Annotated in this window: 15 protein-coding genes, 1 pseudogene and 1 riboswitch; of the genes and pseudogenes, 9 read left to right on the top strand and 7 right to left on the bottom strand. The window is 70.6% G+C overall.

What is annotated here, in order from left to right:
• Window position 1: 1 nt before the first annotated feature.
• The 4 genes from M6E97_RS16590 to M6E97_RS16605 all read right to left on the bottom strand — a co-directional run bounded on the left by M6E97_RS16590 (window position 2) and on the right by M6E97_RS16605 (window position 6,245).
• Window positions 2-1,309 carry a cobyrinate a,c-diamide synthase gene (locus M6E97_RS16590; protein ID WP_003086772.1) on the bottom strand — a complete coding sequence of 436 codons (1,308 nt, stop codon included), beginning with the start codon at window positions 1,307-1,309 and terminating at the stop codon, window positions 2-4.
• A 31-nt stretch (window positions 1,310-1,340) separates the two neighbouring features.
• Window positions 1,341-1,952 (bottom strand): cob(I)yrinic acid a,c-diamide adenosyltransferase, encoded by a 612-nt coding sequence (gene cobO, locus M6E97_RS16595; RefSeq protein WP_003086769.1) that lies wholly within the window; start codon window positions 1,950-1,952, stop codon window positions 1,341-1,343.
• 63 nt (window positions 1,953-2,015) lie between these two features.
• Entirely contained in the window at window positions 2,016-3,854 is a 1,839-nt protein-coding gene (gene btuB, locus M6E97_RS16600; RefSeq protein WP_003133505.1) for a TonB-dependent vitamin B12 receptor, read from the bottom strand.
• A gap of 95 nt (window positions 3,855-3,949) precedes the next feature.
• Window positions 3,950-4,158, bottom strand: a riboswitch (cobalamin riboswitch).
• A gap of 47 nt (window positions 4,159-4,205) precedes the next feature.
• Window positions 4,206-6,245, bottom strand: a complete 2,040-nt coding sequence (locus M6E97_RS16605; RefSeq protein WP_003123102.1) for an FUSC family protein — start codon at window positions 6,243-6,245, stop codon at window positions 4,206-4,208.
• A 244-nt stretch (window positions 6,246-6,489) separates the two neighbouring features.
• On the opposite strand from M6E97_RS16605, the gene M6E97_RS16610 reads away from it, so the two are divergent.
• The 5 genes from M6E97_RS16610 (at window position 6,490) to M6E97_RS16630 (ending at window position 10,814) form a co-directional block, all read left to right on the top strand.
• On the top strand, window positions 6,490-7,158 hold the full coding sequence (locus tag M6E97_RS16610) for a GntR family transcriptional regulator (RefSeq protein ID WP_003086767.1): 669 nt from the start codon (window positions 6,490-6,492) through the stop codon (window positions 7,156-7,158).
• Between the two features lie 116 nt (window positions 7,159-7,274).
• Window positions 7,275-8,219 (top strand): 4-hydroxyproline epimerase, encoded by a 945-nt coding sequence (locus M6E97_RS16615; RefSeq protein WP_034005201.1) that lies wholly within the window; start codon window positions 7,275-7,277, stop codon window positions 8,217-8,219.
• Window positions 8,216-9,331 (top strand): D-hydroxyproline dehydrogenase subunit beta LhpB, encoded by a 1,116-nt coding sequence (lhpB, locus tag M6E97_RS16620; protein WP_003145329.1) that lies wholly within the window; start codon window positions 8,216-8,218, stop codon window positions 9,329-9,331. The genes M6E97_RS16615 and lhpB overlap by 4 nt, the downstream gene beginning before the upstream one ends.
• Window positions 9,328-9,564 (top strand): (2Fe-2S)-binding protein, encoded by a 237-nt coding sequence (locus M6E97_RS16625; protein ID WP_014603678.1) that lies wholly within the window; start codon window positions 9,328-9,330, stop codon window positions 9,562-9,564. Before lhpB ends, M6E97_RS16625 begins: the two co-directional genes overlap by 4 nt.
• Entirely contained in the window at window positions 9,561-10,814 is a 1,254-nt protein-coding gene (locus M6E97_RS16630; RefSeq protein WP_034005200.1) for an NAD(P)/FAD-dependent oxidoreductase, read from the top strand. Before M6E97_RS16625 ends, M6E97_RS16630 begins: the two co-directional genes overlap by 4 nt.
• Here the strand turns inward: M6E97_RS16630 and M6E97_RS16635 are convergent.
• On the bottom strand, window positions 10,811-11,713 hold the full coding sequence (locus M6E97_RS16635) for a DMT family transporter (protein ID WP_003133530.1): 903 nt from the start codon (window positions 11,711-11,713) through the stop codon (window positions 10,811-10,813). The genes M6E97_RS16630 and M6E97_RS16635 overlap by 4 nt on opposite strands.
• A 99-nt stretch (window positions 11,714-11,812) precedes the next feature.
• Here M6E97_RS16635 and M6E97_RS16640 point away from each other — a divergent pair, with 99 nt between their 5' ends.
• Window positions 11,813-12,679, top strand: coding sequence for a LysR family transcriptional regulator (locus M6E97_RS16640; RefSeq protein WP_034005198.1), 867 nt, complete (start codon window positions 11,813-11,815; stop codon window positions 12,677-12,679).
• Between the two features lie 137 nt (window positions 12,680-12,816).
• Here M6E97_RS16640 and M6E97_RS16645 read toward each other — a convergent pair.
• Window positions 12,817-12,966, bottom strand: a pseudogene (locus M6E97_RS16645) (HTH domain-containing protein); the annotation flags it as partial.
• Window positions 12,967-12,975: 9 nt separating this feature from the next.
• Complete coding sequence (locus M6E97_RS16650; RefSeq protein WP_003133531.1) at window positions 12,976-13,920, bottom strand: helix-turn-helix transcriptional regulator; 945 nt, start codon at window positions 13,918-13,920, stop codon at window positions 12,976-12,978.
• A 38-nt stretch (window positions 13,921-13,958) separates the two neighbouring features.
• On the opposite strand from M6E97_RS16650, the gene M6E97_RS16655 reads away from it, so the two are divergent.
• The 3 genes from M6E97_RS16655 (at window position 13,959) to M6E97_RS16665 (ending at window position 17,319) form a co-directional block, all read left to right on the top strand.
• Window positions 13,959-15,401, top strand: coding sequence for an MFS transporter (locus M6E97_RS16655; RefSeq protein ID WP_034005196.1), 1,443 nt, complete (start codon window positions 13,959-13,961; stop codon window positions 15,399-15,401).
• A 41-nt stretch (window positions 15,402-15,442) separates the two neighbouring features.
• Window positions 15,443-16,240 (top strand): AraC family transcriptional regulator, encoded by a 798-nt coding sequence (locus M6E97_RS16660; protein ID WP_003110834.1) that lies wholly within the window; start codon window positions 15,443-15,445, stop codon window positions 16,238-16,240.
• Between the two features lie 257 nt (window positions 16,241-16,497).
• Entirely contained in the window at window positions 16,498-17,319 is an 822-nt protein-coding gene (locus M6E97_RS16665) for a transporter substrate-binding domain-containing protein (protein ID WP_034005194.1), read from the top strand.
• Window positions 17,320-17,362 lie beyond the last annotated feature (43 nt).

Below are 17,362 nucleotides of genomic sequence, written 5' to 3' on the forward strand. Positions count from 1 at the left end.
GTCAGTCGGCGTCTCGCGCGGGCGCCAGCAACGCAGCGGCGGCCTGCGGGTTGGAAGGCAGGTAGAAATGGATATAGGAAGCCGTCAGCCGGCCAAGACGGAACACCGCCTCCGCCGTGTTCCGGCCGTTCGGGCAGACGCCCCGGGCCAGAGGCTCGACGGCGCAGTCGAGGGTCGAGTGATGGAAGGTATGACCGCGCAGCCGCCCTTCCGGCAGCTCGACCTCCTGCAAAGCCAGGGCGGTCAAGCGCTTCTGCAGGCGCGCCCGGCCCGGCAGCAGGCCGAGCAGTTCGCCGCGCTCGCCGTCGGCGTCTTCCAGGCAGTCGAGCAGGTAGAGCATGCCGCCGCACTCGGCCAGCAGCGGCTTGCCGGCGGCATGGTGGGCTCGGATCGCCTCGGCCATGGCGCGATTGCCCTGCAGGCGCCCCAGGTGCAGTTCGGGATAGCCGCCCGGCAGGTACAGGCTGTCCACGGCGGGCAACGCCTGGTCCTGCAGCGGCGAGAAGAACGCCAGTTCGGCGCCGAGTTCGCGCAGCAGGTCGAGATTGGCCTGGTAGAGGAAGGCGAACGAGGCATCGCGAGCCACGCCGATGCGCACGCCTTCCAGGCTGCGTTGCAGCGGCGCCGGAGCGGGCACCTCGAAGGTCACCGGCTCCGGCAGGTCGGTCTCGGCGCTGGCCCGCAAGGCGTCGGCGGCGGCGTCCAGGCGCACATCGAGATCGGCCAGTTCCTCGGCCTGGACCAGGCCCAGGTGGCGGCTCGGCAATTCGAATTCGGCCGAGCGCGGCAGGCCGCCGAACCAGCGCATGCCGGGCGGCAGGCAATCGCGCAGGATGTCGCTGTGGCGCTGGCTGCCGACGCGGTTGCCGAGCACTCCGGAAAACGGCAGGTCCGGCTGGAAATGCGCCAGTCCGTAGGCCAGGGCGCCGAAGGTCTGGGCCATCGCCGCGCCGTTGATCACCCCCAGCACCGGCACGCCGAAACGCCGCGCCAGGTCTGCCGCCGAGGGGTTGCCATCGAACAGGCCCATCACCCCTTCGATGAGGATCAGGTCGGCCTCGCCGGCGGCCCGCGCCAGCAGGCGTCGCGCTTCGGCCTCGCCGACCATCCACAGGTCGAGCTGGTAGACCGGCGCGCCGGAGGCGCGAGCGAGAATCATCGGGTCGAGGAAGTCCGGTCCGCACTTGAACACCCGCACCCGTCGCCCCTGGCGCGCATGCAGGCGGGCCAGAGCGGCGGTGACGGTGGTCTTGCCCTGGCCGGAGGCCGGGGCGGCGATCAGCAGGGCCGGACAGCGTGCCTGGGTCATGGGCGAAGCGTCTCCGCGCATGGCGCCGGCATCAGAACTCCACTCCTTTCTGCGCCTTGATCCCGGCCTTGAACGCGTGCTTGACCAGGCTCATCTCGGTCACCGTGTCGGCGGCCTCGATCATCCCCGGCTGCGCGCCGCGACCGGTCACCACCACATGCTGCATGGCCGGGCGCGCCTGGATGTCGGCGAGGACCCTGTCCAGTTCCAGGTAGCCGTGCTTGAGGGCGATGTTCAGTTCGTCCAGCACCACCAGGCCAACGTCCGGGTCGGCCAGCAATTGCGCGGCGACCTTCCAGGCCGCCTCGGCCTTGGCGATGTCGCGCTGGCGGTCCTGGGTCTCCCAGGTGAAGCCCTCGCCCATCACGTGATAGCTGACTTCCTCGGGGAAGCGCCGGAAGAAGGCTTCCTCGCCGGTGCTGGCGGCGCCCTTGATGAACTGCACGACACCGACCTTCATGCCATGGCCCAGGGCCCGCGCGACCATGCCGAAGGCCGAGCTGCTCTTGCCCTTGCCGTTGCCGCTATGCACCAGGAGCACGCCGCGTTCATCGCGGGCCTGGGCGATCTTCTCGTCGACCACGGCCTTCTTGCGCTCCATCCGCTCGCGGTGGCGCTGGTCCTTCTCGGGGGATTCGTTCATCGTCGATCACTCCTTGCGGCGACGCGGCCGCGCCGTCGCCTCGTTCATTCGAAATACCCGGCCTCACAGGGCCTGGTAGCGCACGCTGAGGTAGACCGCCTGGCCAGGCTGGTTGTAGCCATACGCGGTTTCGTAGTCGGCACCGAACAGGTTGGCGATCCGGCCCTGCAGGCGCCATTCGTCGTTCAGCCGGTACTCGCTGCGCAGGTCGAGGGTGGCGTAGCCGCCCAGGCGCACCTCGTTGGCCGGGTCATCATAGCGTCGGCCTTCGGCGTGCACGCTGGCGCCCAGCGAAAGACGCTCGAAGCGCCGGTCCAGTTCCAGGTTGAACATCCGCTGCGCCCGGCGCGGCAGTTCGTTGCCGTCGTTGACGCCGCCGGAACGGTTTTGCGGGTCGAGGAAGGTCGCGTTGGCGTTCCAGTCCCAGCCCAGCCACTGGCTGCCGAGGACCAGTTCGACGCCACGGATGCGCGCTTCGTCGATGTTGAACGGCACATAAAGCCCCTGACGGGTTGTATAGGTGATCAGCGAGTCGATGTCCGTACGATAGGCATTCACCGCCCAGTGCCCCCAGTCGTGCGTACCGCTGAGACCGACCTCCAGGCTGCGCGAAGTCTCGGCGTCCAGGTCGGGATTGCCGTAGTCGGGGAGGTAGAGTTCGTTGAAGGTCGGCGCCTTGAACGCCGTACCGTAGCTGACGGTGAAGCGCAGCGCGTCGCTCAGCGCGTAGCCCCAGGCGGCGCTGCCGGTGTCGTGCACGCCGAACTGCTGGTTGTCGTCACGGCGCAGGCTCAGTTGCCAATCCTGGCGACCGTACCGGCCGAGGTACTGGGCGAACCAGCCTTTGTTCAGCCGCGAGTCGACGCTGAAGGCTTCGCTGCTGCTGATCTCGTCCTTCTGCCAGTCGTAGCCGAGGGTCAGCACATGGCCTTCGGCCAGGGTCAGGTCGTTCTGCCAGGACAGGCTGTCGCGACGGGTATCGAAGCGCGAGTAGAAACGGCCATCCTGATAGGCATCGGCCTTGTCCTCGCTGCGCCCGGCCTGGAGGGTCACCAGCCAGGGATCGAGCGGAGTGAAGCGGGCACGGCCGCCGACCAGGTTCTGCTCGCCGTCGGCGTTGGTATTGAAACCAGAGTTGCCGAAAACCTGGTCATAGTCGTTGTGCGACTTGGCCCTGAGCAGGGTGCCGTCGAGTTCCAGGCCATTGTCGAAGCGATAGCCGCCGCGCAGGTTACCGGACAGGTTGCGATAGCCATCGCGGTCTGGTTCGTAGCTCGAGGTGCCTGCGCGCTTGGCGTTGATGCCCGCCGTATCGAAGCTGCTCACCCCGAGGCTGTACCAACCGTTGCCAGCGCCGCCGCTGACCCCGGCGCTGCCCTCCAGGGTGTGATGGGTGCCGTAGCCGGCGGAGAAGAACGGCTTGGCGCCCTGGCCGTCGCCGCGCCGGGTGAAGATCTGGATCACCCCGCCGATGGCCTCCGAGCCGTACAGGCTGGAACGCGGCCCGCGGACCACCTCGATGCGCTCGATCAGCTCCACCGGCAAGTCCTGGAACGCGGTGAGGCCAGCGCTGGCCGAGCCGACCTTGATGCCGTCGATCAGCACCAGCACATGGTCGGACTCGGTGCCGCGCAGGAACAGCGTGGTGTTCTTGCCGAAACCGCCGTTGTTCGCCAGCGACACGCCGGGTACCTGGCGCAACAGCTCCGGCACGCTGCGCGCCTGGCTGCGCTCGATATCCTCGCGGTCGATGACGCTCACCGCCGCCAGGCTCTGGGAAGCGGTCTGGGCGGTACGGGTGGCGGTCACCACCTGGTCGGCAAGGCTGACCGGTTCGGCCAGGCTCAGGGAAGACGCGCCGCACAGCGCCACGGCTGCCGGGGTCAGGAAAACTCTGTTCATGCTCTGCGCTGCTCCGTCGCTCTCACCCGCGCGACCTGGGTTGAGGCAGACGGAGGACGAAGCGACGGCAGGAGACGTCCGACAGCGCCCTCCGCGATGCCGTGGGTGCGTCAGGCCGGTCTCCGGGCTCGCGAGCGAAGCGCTGGACGCTTCCAGCCGCGCCTTCCCATGCCTGAGCACAGTGGTCATCGAGCGGCTGTCTGATTCGCCTACCGTTGCGGGGGCAGCGCTGGCCTGGTTCCGACGGAACGCACCAGCTTCCCTGTTTCACCCCTTGCGGGGCACCTGTCGCAAGGCGCGCAGCTTAGTGGTTCGGGGCTTGCGCGGTCAATGTGGCCGGCCACCGCAGAACTAGCGCCCGGCTCCGGGGAGCGGGTCCGCGCGCAGCGCCGTCCCGGCCGGAGCATGGCTGCGGCACCACTGCCGCCAGGTAGCCTGCAACTGCACCAGCGCGGCGCCGGCCAGCTCGCCGCGTTCGCTGCCGGCCAGCGGGCTGGCGGCCAGGGCCTTGAGCAGGCGCGCGGTCGGCGGGTCGAGGGCGTGTTCACGCTCGGCCCGCGGGCCATCGCCCAGCAGCGCCAGGCGCAGGCGCCGCAGGTAGCGGTCGCGGGCCTGCGCCAGGGACGCCGGGACCTCCTCCAGGCACTGCCGCAGGTAGAGCAGCTCGTCGCCGAAGTCGAGTCCCATCAGGCCGTCCGACCAGGGCTGGCGGCGCCCCTCCGGTAAACGGTCGTAGCGCTGCGCCAGGCGGATCAGGCGATCCGCGGTGCGCCCGCCGAACCAGGCCTCGGCCTGCGCCGGCGAGCGCAGGGTGAGCCGCGCCAGGTCGCCGAGGGTGGCCTGCAGCATGCGCCGGTAATGGCGTTCGCCCGGCCGCAGGCTGACCAGGTTGAACACCAGCACGGCGAAGGCCACCCCAAGCACCGTCGACAGGGCGTTGTTGAGGAAGTGCGCGAGGTCGTAGCTCATGCTGTTGCTCGGCGCGACGTTCTTCACGAAGAAGATGCAGAACGGCGAGGCGATCCCGGCCAGGCTCGCCCGGTTCACGCACAGCGCGGCGAAGAACAGCGGTACGCCCAGGCCCAGGCAGAGCAGCGGGAAGCCGTCCACGCCGGGCAGGTAGAACAGTGCGACGAAGCCGGCCAGCGGGATCGACAGGAGGATCCCGCGAAGGAAGTTCAGGCCGGCCTGGGCCGGGTTGTCGCGGCTGGCGAAGAGACTCAGCACCACGCCGGTGATCGACACCGCGCCCAACCCACTCGGCCAGGCGCTGGCCAGCCAGAACGCGGCCACGCAGAGGAACGCCAGGGCGCTGCGCAGGCCGAACAGCACGCCGCGCTCGATGTCCCGGTGCCAGGCGATGGCGCCCGGCGCCTGGCGGGTGGGCGCGCCATAGACCAGCGCCTCGACGCTGCGCCCGGCCGCCCTCGCCTCGCCGAGCAGGCGTTCGAGGCAGACCAGGCACAGGTGCAACTGTCCGTGCGCCGCGTCCAGCGCCAGGCGCAAGCGCTGCCGGCAGGCCTCGAACTCGGCCTGGCGGCCCTCGCGCAACAGTGCCTCGAGTTCTTCCAGCCAGGGCTGCAAGGCGTGCGCGCTGGCCGGATCGAGCAGCCTCCGCTCGCGAGCCACCTTGCGCGCCGCGCGCAGCAGGCCGAGCAGGTCGAGGCCTAGCACGCGCAAGGCCTGGGAGCGGGCGCGGCCGAGCGCACCCTCGAACCAGGCGTGGTCGCGCTGGGCGTCCGCCGCGGCGATCCGCCCCAGCGCCGCGAGCAGCTCGCCGCGTTCGTCGGCGCCGCGCAGCTCCGCCGCGGCCGCCTGCAAGCCGGCCTCCCAGGCCGCCTTGCCCTGGTTCGCCAACTGGCGTTCCAGGCGCCGCGGCCAGAGCAGTACATTCACCAGCGCCGCGCAGAGGATGCCCAGGCCGATCTCCGAGCAGCGGGCCACCGCCTGGTCGAACACCGTCGCCGGATCGGCGCTGGCCGGCAGGGCGACGATCGCCGCGGTGTAGCCGGCCAGGACGAAACCGTAGGACGCATGGTTGTGCAGCAGCGACGCGCCGGCGGTGCAGAACGCCAGCCAGAGCGCCATCAGCAGGAGGAAGGGCAGCGACGCCTGACCATAGAGCGCGACCATGCCGATGGACACCAGCGCACCGGCGCAGGTGCCGATCAGGCGGAACATGCCCTTGGCCAGGACCATGCCGCTATAGGGCTGGCTGACCACGAACACCGTCATCAATGCCCATTGCGGCTGCTCCAGCTCCAGGCTGAAGGCCAGGTACAGGGCCAACCCGCCGGCCAGCAGGGCCTTCACCGCGAACTGCAGTTCGTGCAGGCGCGGGCACAGCAGCACCTGCACCAGGTCGGAGGAAAAGAAGGAAGGCTTGGCCATCGCGGACGCCCCGAAATACATGAGCGAGCGAATTATTAGCAAGCTAATTTTCTATTGTCCAGCCTCTCCCCGAACTTTCCCGAAGAGCGTTTCGCCCTGCGAAACATGCGCCACGGAGGCCCACTGAAGCCGACCAACACGCCTGCGCAGAAGGCGCCAACCGGCAGCGGCAGCCGCCGAACGTTCGTATACAATATCCCGCACGTTCCCAACGCCACGCAGGTTGCCCCGCTTGCCTCTCTCCATGCTCAACGCCCCTAACCTGGGCATCGCCCCTTCGGCCTCCGAGATCATCGCCAAGCACCTGCGCGAAGCGATCATCGCCGGGCATTTCGCCGAGGACGAACCGATCCGCCAGGACGACATCGCGCAACTCTTCAATGTCAGCAAGATTCCCGTCCGCGAGGCCCTCAAGCGCCTGGAAGCGGAAGGCCTGGTGCTGTTCCAGCGCAACAAGGGCGCGGTGGTGACGCGTATTTCCGAACCGGAACTGGCGCAGATGTTCGAAGTGCGGGTGCTGCTCGAGGCGCAGGCGATCCGCCTGGCGGTGCCGAACATGGACGAGACCACCTTCGCCCGCGCCGAGGCGATCTGCGCCGACTTCGTCGGCGAAGACAACGTCGGACGCTGGGCCGAACTCAACTGGCAACTGCACGCCTGTCTCTACGAACCGGCACAGCGGCCGTTCCTGGTCAACCTGATCCGCTCCATCCACGACAAGCTGGAACGTTACCTGCGCATGCAGATGAGCCTGTCCGAAGGCAAGCAGCGCGCCGACCAGGAACACCGCGAGATCGTCGCCGCCTGTCGCGCCGGCGATGCCGAACGGGCCGCGGCACTGATCGAGGCACATATCGTCGGGGTCTGCCGGACCCTCTACGAACACCTGCCGAACCGCCCGGCCAGCACCTGAGCCGGGCCATCCCGGCTATGCCGCTTTCGTCACTCGCCTGAGCGAAAACCCTCAAGCGCCCCGCCCCGCCGAAACGCCACCCTGTGGCGCATACCCCGGCACAGGCGAGGGCCACCATGCAACGCATCCGCATCATCGATTCGCATACCGGCGGCGAGCCCACCCGCCTGGTCATCGGCGGCTTTCCCGATCTCGGCCAGGGCGACATGGCCGAGCGCCGGCGCCTGCTCGGCGAGCGCCACGACGCCTGGCGCGCCGCCTGCATCCTCGAACCGCGCGGCAGCGACGTACTGGTCGGCGCCCTGCTCTGCGCACCAGTCGATCCCGAAGCCTGTGCCGGAGTGATCTTCTTCAACAACAGTGGCTACCTCGGCATGTGCGGCCACGGCACCATCGGCCTGGTCGCCTCGCTGGCACACCTAGGGCGGATCGGTCCCGGCGTGCACCGCATCGAGACACCGGTCGGCGAGGTCGAGACGACCCTCCACGAGGACGGCTCGGTCAGCGTGCGCAACGTGCCGGCCTACCGCTACCGTCGCCAGGTCAGCGTCGAAGTGCCCGGCATCGGCCGGGTCAGCGGCGACATCGCCTGGGGCGGCAACTGGTTCTTCCTGGTCGCCGGACACGGCCAGCGCCTCGCCGGCGACAACCTCGACGCCCTCACCGCCTACACCGTCGCCGTCCAGCAGGCGCTGGACGACCAGGACATCCGCGGCGAGGACGGCGGCGCCATCGATCACATCGAACTGTTCGCCGACGACCCCCACGCCGACAGCCGCAACTTCGTGCTCTGCCCCGGCAAGGCCTACGACCGCTCGCCCTGCGGCACCGGCACCAGCGCCAAGCTGGCCTGCCTGGCCGCCGACGGCAAGCTGCTGCCCGGCCAGCCCTGGCGCCAGGCGAGCGTGATCGGCAGCCAGTTCGAGGGGCGTTACGAATGGCTCGACGGCCAGCCCGGCGGGCGTATCGTGCCGACCATCCGCGGCCGCGCCCACGTCAGCGCGGAAGCCACCCTGCTGCTGGCGGACGACGATCCGTTCGCCTGGGGCATCCGCCGGTGAACGCCGAGGTCATCGTGGTCGGCGCCGGCATCGTCGGCAGCGCCTGCGCCCATGAACTGGCGCGTCGCGGCCTCGACGTACTGGTGCTGGACAGCCGCCGCGGCGGTGCCACCGCGGTGGGCATGGGGCACCTGGTGGCGATGGACGACAACCCGGCCGAACTGGCCCTCAGCGACTACTCGATCCAGGCCTGGCGCACCTGGGCGGCGGATCTGCCGGAAGACTGCGCGTACCGCAATTGCGGCACCCTCTGGCTGGCCGCCGACGCCGCCGAACTCGCCGAAGCCGAGCGCAAGCGCCAGGCCCTGCTGGCCGCCGGCGTCGCCTGCGAGATGCTCGACGCCGCGCGCCTGCGTGACCTGGAACCGGTCTTGCGGCCAGGCCTCGCCGGCGCCCTGAAGGTGCCGGGCGACGGCATCCTCTACGCGCCCAACGCGGCGCGCTGGCTGCTCGAACGAGCCGGCCCGCGCCTGCGTCGATTGCACGCCGAAGTCAGCGAAGTGGACGGCAGCCGCCTGCGCCTGGCCGACGGCCGCTGGCTGAGCGCCGAGGCGCTGGTGCTGGCCAACGGCATCCATGCCGGCGAGCTGTGCGCGGAGCTGCCGATCCGCCCGAAGAAAGGCCACCTGCTGATCACCGACCGCTATCCCGGCACCCTCCGCCATCAACTGGTGGAACTCGGCTATGTCAGCAGCGCCCACGCCAGCAGCGGTACCTCGGTAGCCTTCAACGCCCAGCCGCGCCCCACCGGGCAGATCTTCCTCGGCTCCTCGCGGCAGTTCGACACGCTCGACCCGCAGGTGGAAGGCCCGGTGCTGGCGCGCATGCTGCGGCGTGCCCTGGACTACCTGCCGGGGCTCGCCGGCCTCAATGCGATCCGTGCCTGGACCGGCTTCCGCGCCGCCACTCCGGACGGCCTGCCGCTGCTCGGCGAGCACCCGGCGCAGCCGGGCCTGTGGCTGGCGGTCGGCCACGAGGGCCTGGGCGTGACCACCGCGCCGGGCAGCGCGCGCCTGCTCGCCGCCCAGTTGTTCGGCGAAACGCCGCCGCTGGATCCCACGCCTTATCTGCCGCAACGCTTCCTCTCCAGCTCCGGGAGTGCCCGGCCATGATCGAACTGTTCATCGACCGGCGTCCGCTGCGGGTCGCCGTCGGTACCAGCGTGGCGGCCGCCCTCGCCCTCGGCGGCGACGGCTGCTCCCGCAGCGCGGTCGGCGGCGGGCGGCGCGCGCCGTTCTGCGGCATGGGCGCGTGCCAGGAATGCCGGGTATTGATCGACGGTCGGCGACGCCTGGCCTGCCAGACCGTCTGCCAACCCGGCATGCGCGTGGAGACCCAGGCATGAGCGCCGACTACGACCTGCTGATCGTCGGCGCCGGCCCCGCCGGCCTGGCCGCAGCGCTGGCCGCCGCGCCGAGCGGCGCGCGCATCGCCCTGGTCGACGACAACCCGGCCGCCGGCGGACAGATCTGGCGCGACGGCCCGCGTGCCAGCCTGCCGCCGCGTGCCCATCAGATGCGCCAACGCCTGGCCGGGCAGGCCAATGTCGAGCACTTCCCGGCGACCCGGGTGGTCGCCTGCGGTCCCGGCAGGCGCCTGTTGCTGGAAGACCCGCAACGCGGCTGGCAGGTCGGCTACCGACGCCTGGTCCTCTGCACCGGCGCCCGCGAACTGCTGCTGCCGTTTCCCGGCTGGACCCTCCCCGGCGTCACCGGCGCCGGCGGCCTGCAGGCGTTGGCCAAGGGCGGCCTGCCACTGGCCGGCCAGCGCCTGGTGGTGGCTGGCTCCGGCCCGCTGCTGCTGGCCAGCGCCGCCAGCGCCAGCCAGTGCGGGGCGCGCCTGCTGCGCATCGCCGAACAGGCGCCGGCGAGAACCCTGGCCGCCTTCGCCGTACGCCTGCCGCGCTGGCCCGGCAAGCTGTGGCAGGCCGCCGGCCTGTTCGCCCGTAGCTACCGCGCCGACAGCTACGTGCTCGCCGCCCTCGGCGAGGAGCGCCTGGAAGCCGTGCGCCTGCGCGAAGGCGGTCGGGTCCGCGAGATCGCCTGCGAACGCCTGGCCTGCGGCTTCGGCCTGGTGCCCAACGTGCAACTCGGCCAGGCCCTCGGCTATCGCCTCGACGGCCAGGCGCTCGCCGTCGACGAATGGCAGGCCGGCAGCCTGCCCGACCACTACGCCGCCGGCGAATGCACCGGCTTCGGCGGCAGCGAACTGGCCCTGGTGGAAGGCGCCATCGCCGGCCATGCCGCCGTCGACGAGCGCGACGCGGCTCGCCGCCTGTGGCCACGACGGCGACGCTGGCAGGGCTTCGCCGACACCCTGGCGCGACACTTCACCCTGCGTGCCGAACTGCGTGAACTGGCGGAGGCGGATACCCTGGTCTGCCGTTGCGAAGACGTCCCCTTGGCCGCGCTGGCCGGGCATGCCGGCTGGACCGAGGCCAAGCTGCACAGCCGTTGCGGCATGGGCGCCTGCCAGGGGCGGATATGCGGCGGCGCCGCGCAATTCCTGTTCGGCTGGACACCTCCGGCGCCGCGTCCGCCGTTCAGCCCGGCGCGCCTGGAGACCCTGGCCCGCTGGCAGGGCGACGCCGGCTAGCGACGCTCGGCGCGATACAGCCAGCCGAGGCCGGCCAGCGACAGCAGCAGGCCACCCAGCAGCATGGGTGTCAGCGGCTCGGCGAACATCCAGTGCGCCCATAGCAGGGTCAGCGCCGGGCTCAGGTACAGCGCCGCGCTGCCGCCCTGTGCGGAAAGATGGCGCAGGCCCAGCCAGTACAGGCCGTAGCCGCCGAAGGTGGGCAGCAGCACCAGCCAGGCGAGCCCGAACAGGAATCCGCCGGACAGCGGCGGCCGCAGGCTACCCTCCGCCAACGCCAGGCCGGCGAACGCCGGCAGCGCGGCGCCGATCTGCACGAACAGCACCACGGCCAGCGATCCCGGCGCGTCGTCCCAGCGCTTCTGCAACAGGGTGGCCAGGGCCAGCGCCAGCATGCCCAGCAGCGGCAGGCCGTAGGCCCAGCCCGGCGCCCGCCCCAGCGCCAGCGCCGCATGCCCGGCCCAGAGCACCCCGGCGACGCCCAGGGCGATCCCCGGCCACTGCCCCGGCCGCGTTCGCTGCCCCGGCAGGACCAGCGCCAGCAAGGCCACCAGCAGCGGCAACAGGTCGGCCATCAGCGCCGCCACGCCCGGCGAGACGCCGAGTTCGATGGCCTTGGCGATCGGCGCGATGTAGCCCGCGTAGGCCAGCACCCCGATCAGCGCCTGGCGCCGCCACTGGCGCGCCGACAACCGGCGCAGCCCGGCCCAGGCGAAGGGCAGCAGCAGCGCCAGGCAGACGGCGAAGCGCCAGAAGCTGGTGAGGAACACCGGCGCCTGTTCCATGGCATAGCGGTAGCCGACGAAGCCGGAACTCCAGGCCAGTACCATGCCCAGTTGCACGGCCAGCAGGCGGGTCGCCCCGGGCATCGCTCGCGGGGTGCAGGTGGTCGCGCGCATCGCTCGCCTCCGTCGGTCAGGTTCGAGTCGAGGCTAGGCGGCCTCCGCCGCTACTATCAAACGAAACTATCTGCACCAGTCATGCAGGAAATCGGAACCATGAGCGCCAACCTGGATATCGAGCTGCTGCGTACCTTCCATGCCATCCTGCGCTTCGGCCGCTTTCTCGCCGCGGCCAGCCACCTCAACCGCAGCCCCTCGGCGGTGAGCACCCACGTCCGGCGCCTGGAGGAACTGGCCGGCGGCCGGCTGTTCGAGCGCGACAACCAGTCGGTGCGGCTGACCCCGCTGGGGCAGCGGTTCCAGCGCCAGACCGCCGAGCTGCTGGAGACCCACGACCGCGTGCTCGCCGGGTTGCGCAGACGGGAAGAGCCGCTGCGGGTGCGCTTCGGCATTTCCGAGGAATACGCCGGCAAGCTGCTCGGCCGTCTCCTGCCGCGCCTCGGCGCGGAACTGCCGGCGCTGGAGCTGGAGGTGCTCACCGACGCCAGCGGCAGGCTGGCCGGACGCCTGCGGCGCGGCCAGCTGGACCTCGCCCTGCTGGTGCAAGCGCAAGACGCCCCCCCGTACGACGGGCACTCCCGCGAGATCGGCGGCACCCAGCCGGTGTGGGTTGCCGGCCACGGCCTGCGGATCGATCCGCAACGCCCGCTGCCGCTGGCCCTGCACGGCCAGGGTTGTCCCTATCGGCAGGCGCTGCTGGAAGCCCTCGGCGCGACGGGCCGGCGCTGGCGCACGGTGGTCAGCAGTCCCGGCGCGGCGGCGCTGGAAGCGGCCATCGAAGGCGGCCTGGCGATCGGCGTGATCGACCGCGCGCGGGTCGGCCCGACGATGCGCGTGCTGGGGCCGGCGGAGGGCTTCGCCGAACTGCCCGCCCACCGCATTCGCCTGGCCTTCGCCCCGGGAGAGCGGCCGCCGGCGCTGGAGCGCCTCGGCGAACTGATCGCCGAGGAGTTCCGGCTCTGAGCCGCTACAGCGCCGGGCGCTAGACCCGCAGGCGGTGGCCGTCTGTCAGTCTCCGGCAGCAGTCGCTCACTGCGCGGCGATGCTTTCCCGTTCACGCCACTCGCGCAGCAACGCCTGGCGCCGGCGCCGCCCTCGATGTGCGCGCCCTGCTGTCGCAGGGTGGCGATATCGCGGTAGAGGGTGCGCAGGCTGATCCCCAGTTCGCCGGCAAGCACATGCCCGGCCACCGGGTAACGATGCCGGCGCAAAATCTGCAGCAGGTCGAGCAGGCGCTGGCTACGGGACAGGGCGCCGACTCACAGTTGCTCCAGGCAGTCGCGAGCGTGGTCGTCGAGGGGGACGAAGACCAGCAGGCGATCGCCGTTCTTCGGCGCCGACCACCAGTTGGTCTGCTGCAGTTCGAATTCGCCGCAGCGCGCATGACGGAAGCGCTTGAGCTGGTTTTCGATGCCCATCACCTCATTGCGCCGCCAGATCTCGCGGAACTCCGCCGAAACCTCCAGGCAGCGCTGCAACTGCCGCTCCCACAGCGGATCGCCCATGCGCTCGACCATTGCCGCGCGGAAGAAGCCGACCATCCGCGGCAACGCCTCCTCGCGGTTGGCCATGCAGTAGCGCCAGCGCTCGTGGGTCAGCGCCAGGTAGATGCAGTTGCGGTCTTCCTCGGGGATCTCCGCCAGGTCGATGCCCACCAGCCGGCAATAGGCGCGGTTGTAGCCGCGGATGTCGAAACGGGCGTTCTGCACCATGGCCGGCAACGGGTCGAGGGCATCGAGGATGGCCTGGGTGGCGGCCGAAGGCTTCTCGCAGACCACCCGCCGCGCCGAGGTCGGCGCGGCCAGCCCGGCGAGGTTGAACAGGTGGTGGGTTTCCGTCTCGTTGCACAGCAGGGCCCGGGCGATGGCTCCGATCACCTGCTCCGAGGCGCGTACCGCGCGGCCCTGCTCCAGCCAGGTGTACCAGGTCACGCCGACCCCGGCGAGCTGCGCCACCTCCTCGCGACGCAGGCCCGGCGTGCGTCGGCGGCCGAGGCGGGAAATGCCGACCCGCTGCGGCTCGATGCTTTCCCGCCGGCGGCGCAGGAAGGCCCCCAGCTGTTCGGCGCGGGACGGCTGCGCGGGGCTTTCCGCAGCGTGGCTGGCAGGGGCGTCGAGGGGCATGGCGAAGTCCTCCGGAGGGCAGACGGGTAGCGCCAATACCAGGATAAGCAAGAACTGGTACCGGGTTAGCCAGAAGCGCATGCTGCCAGCCCACTCCCTTCCGCACAAGGACTCCGCCCATGCCCAGCACCGTCTCGTCGTCGCGGCTCGGCCTCGCCGGGCTCTGCATCCTGCTGGCGGGGCAACTGTTGCCGATGATCGATTTCTCCATCGTCAACGTCGCCCTCGACGCCCTCGCCCATTCCCTCGGCGCCAGCGAAACCGAACTGGAACTGATCGTCGCCGTCTACGGCGTGGCCTTCGCCGTGTGCCTGGCAATGGGCGGCCGGCTTGGCGACAACTACGGCCGTCGCCGCCTGTTCGATCTCGGCGTCGCCCTGTTCGCCGTCGCCTCGTTGCTTTGCGGGCTGGCCGGTTCGGTCTGGCTGCTGTTGGTGGCGCGCGCCCTGCAGGGCGTCGGCGCGGCGCTGGTCGTGCCGCAGATTCTCGCCACCCTGCATGTCAGCCTCAGCGGCCACGCGCATTCCCGCGCACTGGCCGCCTACGGCGCCATCGGCGGCCTGGCCTTCGTCGTCGGCCAGGTGCTCGGCGGCTTCCTGGTCTCCGCCGACATCGGCGGCCTCGGCTGGCGCAGCGTGTTCCTGATCAACCTGCCGATCTGCCTCGGTATTCTCCTTTGCAGCCGCCGCTGGGTACCGGAGACCCGCGCCGAGCATGCCGCCCGCGTCGACGCGCCGGGCACCCTGCTGCTCGCCGCGCTGATCCTCTGCCTGCTGCTGCCGCTGGCTCTCGGCCCATCGCTGCACTGGTCCTGGCCCTGCGCCCTGCTGTTGGCAGCGGCGGTGCCGCTGCTGGCCTGGCTGTGGCGCACCGAGCTGCGCCAGGAACGTCGCCAGGCCTGGCCGTTGCTGCCGCCGTCGCTCCTGCGCCTGCCGAGCATCCGCTTCGGCCTGTTGCTGGCGATCCTGTTCTTCGCCTGCTGGAGCGGCTTCATGTTCGCCCTCGCCCTGGCCCTGCAGGCCGGCGCCGGTCTCTCGCCGGTACAGGCCGGCAATGCCTTCATCGTCCTCGGCGCCTCCTACTTCGTCTCGGCGCTGCTCACCGCCCGGGTGGCGGCGCGGATCGGCCCGGTACGCCTGCTGCTGCTCGGCTGCGTCATCCAGATGTACGGCCTGCTCGGCCTGATGCTGACCCTGCAACGGGTCTGGCCGCAGCCGGGCATCCTCAACCTGGCGCCGGCGACCCTGGTGATCGGCTTCGGCCAGGCGTTCATCGTCAGCAGCTTCTTCCGCATCGGCCTCTCGGAGGTGCCGACCGCCCAGGCCGGCGCCGGCAGCGCCATGCTCGCCACCGTCCAGCAGGCCTCCCTCGGCCTCGGCTCGGCGCTGCTCGGCGCGGTGTTCGCGCACAGGCTGGAGCGCCATGGCGACTACCTGGAAGCGACGCAGACGACCCTGGCCGTCGAGTTCGTCCTGATGACGCTGCTGCTCGGCGCCACCTGCCTCTTCTACCTGCGCCGCGTGCGCACGGTGCCATTGCGCTGCGACTCGCCGGGCAACTGAGGCGCGCGGCCGGGCCCTGTTCCCGGCCGCCGGCGCCCCGTATGCTGGCGCGGTCCCCCAGCCAGGCCTTCGCCCCGATGCACGACCTGCTCGCCGCCCCGCCCCCCGCCGACCTCGCCAGCCTGCTGGCCAGCCTGCGCCAGGTCGAGGCGCTGCTCGACGCCATGCCCGGCGTGGTGTTCTTCGTCAAGGACGAGCGCGCCCGCTACGTCCTGGTCAACCGCACCCTGGCACGCCGCTGCGGCGTGAAGGACAAGGCCGAACTGCTCGGCCGCAGCGCCGACGAGGTCTTCCCTTCCAGCCTCGGTCCGCTCTATGCCGAGCAGGATCGGCGCGTGCTGCGCGGCGGCGCGACGCTGGAGAACCAGTTGGAGCTGCACCTCTATCCCGGTCGCCAGCCGGGCTGGTGCCTGACCCACAAGCAGGCGCTGCGCGATGCCGACGGGGCGATCATCGGCATGGCCGGCATCTCCCACGACCTGCCGGCGGCGCAGTCGGCGCACCCGGCCTACGGCCGGCTGGCGGCGGTGGACGCGCATATCCGCGAGCACTACGACCAGCCGCTCAGCCTCGCCGATCTCACTGCCATCGCCGGGCTCTCGGTGGCGCAACTGGAACGTCACTGCAAGCGCATCTTCCAGCTCACCCCACGGCAGATGATCCACAAGGCGCGGCTCGGCGCCGCCTCGCAACTGCTCGCCGGCGACGCGCCGATCACCGAGATCGCCCTGCGCTGCGGCTACACCGACCACAGCGCCTTCAGCCGCCAGTTCAAGGCGCTCACCGGACTCTCGCCGAGCCAGTACCGCGAGACCCATCGCCAGCCCCGAAAAGCGTAACGCCTCGCCCCGCCACGGGGCGGCGGTAGCAATCCTGCTCCCTTTTGTAACACCGCCGGCCGCGTCCGAGCGGGGCGCAGTCCGGCGCGGCATGGCACAGCGACGCGCCAGCCAAAGCGGTCGCGCTCCAGCGAAAGATTTTTTATCGGCGTCGGACGAGGTTCTGGCACAGCCATTGCTCGCTTAAAATATCGTATACGAAATCACAAATACGAGATGTGCCGCCCTTCCGCTCAACCGCATCGCCAGAGGCCCCCATGAATACCAAGAAGACCCTTGCCCTAGCCCTCACCGCTGCCCTGGGCTGTTCCCTCGCCGGTCTCGCCCAGGCCGACAAGCTCGACGACATCATCGAGTCCGGCAAGCTGCGCTGCGCCGTCACCCTGGACTTTCCGCCGATGGGCTCGCGCGATGCGCAGAACAACCCGGTGGGCTTCGACGTCGATTACTGCCACGACCTGGCGAAGGCCCTGGACGTCAAGGCGGAGATCGTCGAGACGCCCTTTCCCGACCGCATCCCGGCACTGGTATCGGGTCGCGCCGACGTGATCGTCGCGTCCACCTCGGACACCCTGGAGCGGGCCAAGACCATCGGCATGAGCATCCCCTACTTCGCCTTCGTCAAGGTGGTACTGACCCGCGAGGACACCGGCATCGCCAGCTACGAGGACCTCAAGGGCCGCCCGGTCGGCGGCACCGCCGGCACCTTCGAGGCGCTGGCCCTGGAGAAGGACAGCCAGGCCTGGGGCGACGCCAAGGGCAGCTTCCGCGCCTACCAGTCCGAGGCCGACACCGCCCTGGCGATCAGCCAGGGGCATATCGACGCCACGGTCGTCTCTTCCACCGTCGCCGCCTCGTGGATCAAGTCGGGCAAGTACAAGGGCCTGAAGATCGCCGGTGACGCGCCCTATGACATCGACTACGTGGCCCTCGGCGCCAAGCGCAACGAATACGGCCTGCTCAACTACCTGAACCTGTTCATCAACCAGCAGGTGCGCACCGGCCGCTACGCCGAGCTGGCGCAGAAATGGGTCGGCGGCACGGCGCCAGAGCTGACCACCAGCGCGGTCTACCGCTGAAGCCGAGGGCGCGGTCCGCCGTCGGGCCGCGCCGTTTCCCCCC

Source organism: Pseudomonas sp. B111 (assembly GCF_026428275.1).
In the GTDB taxonomy this organism is placed as follows: Bacteria; Pseudomonadota; Gammaproteobacteria; order Pseudomonadales; family Pseudomonadaceae; genus Pseudomonas; species Pseudomonas aeruginosa.